At 77.2% G+C, this 3,668-nt stretch carries 5 protein-coding genes; 4 read left to right on the top strand and 1 reads right to left on the bottom strand.

Features of this window, described 5'->3' with window-relative positions; translation table 11 throughout:
* Nucleotides 1-694 (top strand): M15 family metallopeptidase (locus tag HLB15_RS22950; RefSeq protein ID WP_171109001.1); only part of this gene is annotated, 694 nt, incomplete at its 5' end.
* Between the two features lie 7 nt (nucleotides 695-701).
* Here the strand turns inward: HLB15_RS22950 and HLB15_RS22945 are convergent.
* Nucleotides 702-1,157, bottom strand: a complete 456-nt coding sequence (locus HLB15_RS22945) for a DoxX-related protein (protein ID WP_229785559.1) — start codon at nucleotides 1,155-1,157, stop codon at nucleotides 702-704.
* Between the two features lie 103 nt (nucleotides 1,158-1,260).
* On the opposite strand from HLB15_RS22945, the gene HLB15_RS22940 reads away from it, so the two are divergent.
* The 3 genes from HLB15_RS22940 to HLB15_RS22930 form a co-directional block, all read left to right on the top strand.
* Entirely contained in the window at nucleotides 1,261-1,779 is a 519-nt protein-coding gene (locus HLB15_RS22940) for a TetR/AcrR family transcriptional regulator (protein ID WP_171108999.1), read from the top strand.
* Nucleotides 1,780-1,955: 176 nt separating this feature from the next.
* Nucleotides 1,956-2,762 (top strand): SDR family NAD(P)-dependent oxidoreductase, encoded by an 807-nt coding sequence (locus tag HLB15_RS22935; RefSeq protein WP_229785558.1) that lies wholly within the window; start codon nucleotides 1,956-1,958, stop codon nucleotides 2,760-2,762.
* A gap of 117 nt (nucleotides 2,763-2,879) precedes the next feature.
* Nucleotides 2,880-3,668: serine/threonine-protein kinase (locus tag HLB15_RS22930; RefSeq protein WP_212760266.1), on the top strand; the 789-nt coding region annotated here is incomplete at its 3' end.

Below are 3,668 nucleotides of genomic sequence, written 5' to 3'. Positions count from 1 at the left end.
GCCGGCGGCCGGCGGCGCGTCCGCTGCCGAGGTCGCGCACGGCGCACCGGGCAGCGGGTCGTCGCCCGCTCCCGTCGCGTCCGCTCCCGACGAGTCCGCCCCCGGCCTCGACCTCGCCCGCCACTCGACGTCCGACCCGGACAGCCCGTGGGTCGTGGTCAACAAGCGCCTGCCCCTCGACCCCGCCTACGAGCCGGACCTGGTCACCGTGCGCGGCTACCTCGTGCGTCGCGACGCGGCGCCGGACCTCGCGGCCCTCCTGGCGGCCGCGGACGCCGACGGCGTGCACCTCACGCTGCGCAGCGCCTACCGCGGCTACGCGAAGCAGGCCGCGGTGTACGACGGGTGGGTCGCGCAGCTCGGCGCCGCGGGGGCCGACGAGGTCTCGGCCCGCCCCGGCCACAGCGAGCACCAGACGGGTCTGGCGGTCGACGTCGGCGGCTCGAGCGACCCGGGCTGCGACTTCGAGCAGTGCTTCGCCGGCACCCCCGAGGGGCGGTGGGTCGCCCGGCACGCCGCCGACCACGGGTTCGTCGTCCGGTACACCGGGCCGACCACCGCCGTCACGGGGTACGCGCCCGAGCCGTGGCACCTGCGCTGGGTCGGCACCGGCCTGGCCGCGCACCTGCGCGCGACCGGCGTCGCGACGCTCGAGGAGGCGTTCGGGCTGCCCGGCGGCGACTACGCCCGCTGAGCGACCCTCAGAACGGCAGCCACAGCACGACGGCGAGCGCCCCGAGGTAGAGGGCCTGTTCGGCGAGGCGCCGGCCGATCGGCGTCGCGGGGCGCCCGGCGAAGAGCACGCCGCGCCGTGCCGCCGAGATGTTGGCGGGCGTCAGGGCGAGCGTGAGCAGGCCGAGGCAGGCCGCGGCGGCGGGTGCCGTGGCGGGCACGAGCAGCCCGACCGCGCCGGCGGCCTCGAGCAGGCCCGTCACCCCGACGAGGAGGTCCGGCCGGGGTAGACCCGGGGGCACCATCGCGACGAGGTCGGCGCGCACCCGGGGCACGAGCCGCCCGGAGGACGCGAACAGGTAGACGGCGGCGGCGCCGACGCGCGCGGCGTCGTGCCACGAGTCGAGGGCGGGCACGGCCAGGAGCCCGGCGAGGCGGGCGAGCCCGGTGACGGCGACCAGGAGCACGGGGAGCGGGACGGGCACGGCGGCTCCGATCTTGACGACGACTAGTTCGAGCGCAATCCCAGCACGCGGGTGCTATCTTGTCAACGGAAAGATCGAGTGCCGGGGCGACACAGGAGCGTGCATGAGCTACCACCACGGCGACCTGCGCCGCGCCATGATCGACGCGGCGGCGGCCGCCGTCGCCGAGCGGGGACCCGCCGCGCTGAGCCTGCGCGAGCTCGCGCGGCTCGCGGGCGTCTCGCACGCCGCCCCGGCCCACCACTTCGGCGACAAGGCGGGCGTCCTCACCGCCGTGGCCGCCGAGGGCTTCACGCTCCTGGCCGACGCGCTCGCGACGGCCGGCGGCGACCTGCTGGCCGCGGGGCTGGCCTACGTGCGGTTCGCGGCCGCGCACCCGGGGCACTTCGCGGTCATGTTCGACCCCGGCCTCGTGCACGGCGACGACCCCGTCCTGGCCGCCGCCCGCGACCGCGCGGGGGACGCCCTGGCCGGGCTCACGTCCGACGCCGTGGCCGCACGCGCCGCGTGGTCGGTCGCCCACGGCTTCGCGAGCCTGTGGCTGTCCGGAGCGCTCACGGGCACCGACGCCGCGGCGGCCGCCGAGCCGGTGCTGCGCCGGGCGGTCGCGGGCGGGCTCTGACGCGGTGCTCGGGCGTCGAGCAGGATCAGGCAAGGACCCGCCACGAACGCCGTCGCGCCCGGGGGTCCCGATCGCTTGACTGGAGAGGTGGCCGGGGCGCCGGACGGGGCAGCGCCCGCGAGACCGGGACCGGCCGCCTCAGGCAGCATCGGACACGCTCGGGACAGGACGCCACCATGACCACGGACACCACCATGACCCCGCACACCACCATGACCCCGCACACCACCCCCGTCACCCTCGTCGTCGGGGCCGGTTCCGGCATCGGCCAGGCCACAGCGGTCCGCGCGGCCGAGGGCGGCGCGGACGTCATCCTCACCTACCGCTCGAACGAGGACGGTGCGCTCGAGACCGTCCGGCGCGTCGAGGAGGCCGGGCGCCGCGCCGCGGCGCTCCCGCTCGACGTGGGCGACAGCGCAGGCTTCGGGGCCTTCCGTGCCGCCGTCGAGGAGGTCCTCGCCGGCTGGGGCGTGCGGCAGGTCACGGGCCTGGTCAACAACGCGGGCACCGGCGGCGGCACGCCCTTCCCCGAGCTGACCGAGGAGCAGCTCGACCGCACCTACCGCGTGCTGTTCCGCGGCCCGTACGTGCTCACGCAGACGCTGCTGCCCCTGATCGCCGACGGCGGCTCGATCGTCAACACCGCCAGCAGCTCGGCCGCCGCGTACGGGCTGACGGAGGGCTACTCGGCCTACGGCTCGATGAAGGGCGCCGTCATCGTGCTCAGCCGGTACCTCGCCAAGGAGCTCAGCGGGCGCGGCATCCGCGTCAACTCCGTGTCGCCCGGACCCACGCGCACCCGGCTCGGCGGCGGCGCGTTCGACCGCTACCCCGAGCTGATCCCGCCCCTGGCGCAGCGCACCGCGCTGGGCCGCATCGGCGAGAGCGACGACATCGGCGCCGTCATCGCGTTCCTGCTGTCCGACGCCGCGCGCTGGATCACCGCGCAGGACCTCGTCGTGTCGGGCGGCTTCGACCTCTGAGGGTCCGCCGCTGCTCCACGACCAGCAGGCTCCACGACCCCCTGCTCTACGATCTCTCCGGGCAGCACGCGCGCGGGCGCGCGCACACACGACGGGCCCGGAGAGGCAAGGGGCACGGTGGCGGTCGGAGCGGCGGTCGGAGCGCTGGACGAGCAGGACCCGCGGGAGGTCGGGCCGTACACGGTCGAGGGCCGCCTCGGCGGCGGGGGCATGGGCAGCGTCTACCTGGCGCGGTCGCGCACCGGCCGGCCGGTCGCGGTCAAGGTGGTCCGCCCCGAGCTCGCCGACGACCCGCGCTTCCGCACCCGGTTCCGCCGCGAGGTCGCCGCGGCGCGCCGGGTCGGCGGGTTCTGGGCCGCCCCGGTGGTGGACGCCGACACCGACGCCGACCGCCCCTGGATGGCCACCGCGTACGTCGCCGGTCCGTCCCTGCAGGAGGCGGTCGAGGCCCAGGGGCCCCTGCCGTACGCCGTGGTGCGCACCCTCGGCGCGACCCTCGCCGAGGGCCTCGGGGCCGTCCACGCCGCGGGCCTCGTGCACCGCGACCTCAAGCCGTCGAACGTGCTGCTCGCGGAGGACGGGCCGCGCGTCGTCGACTTCGGCATCGCGCTGGAGCACGACGCGACGTCCCTCACCGGCGCGGGCTCGATCGGCACCGCGCCCTACATGTCGCCCGAGCAGGTGCGCGGGCACGACGTCACCGCCGCCTCCGACGTCTTCTCCCTCGGCTCCGTGCTCGTCTTCGCCTCCACGGGGCGCAGCCCGTTCGGCGGCGGCGCGGCACCGGACGTCGCCCGCCGCGTCGTCGCCGACGAGCCCGACCTCGCCGGGGTCCCCGCCGGCCTGCGCGACCTGGTCGGCGCGTGCCTCGCCAAGCGGCCGGAGGACCGGCCGGCCCCGGCGGAC

It is taken from the genome of Promicromonospora citrea, assembly GCF_013004695.1.
GTDB lineage: Bacteria > Actinomycetota > Actinomycetes > Actinomycetales > Cellulomonadaceae > Promicromonospora > Promicromonospora citrea.
The sequence above is the reverse complement of the archived record's forward strand: the minus strand, read 5'-3'. Positions and strand labels throughout refer to the sequence as shown.

Excerpts from the sequence above, each read along its gene's own strand:
- HLB15_RS22935 (WP_229785558.1), top strand. The coding sequence starts at position 1,956 with ATGACCACGGACACCACCATGACCCCGCACACCACCATGACCCCGCAC.
- HLB15_RS22940 (WP_171108999.1), top strand. The coding sequence starts at position 1,261 with ATGAGCTACCACCACGGCGACCTGCGCCGCGCCATGATCGACGCGGCG.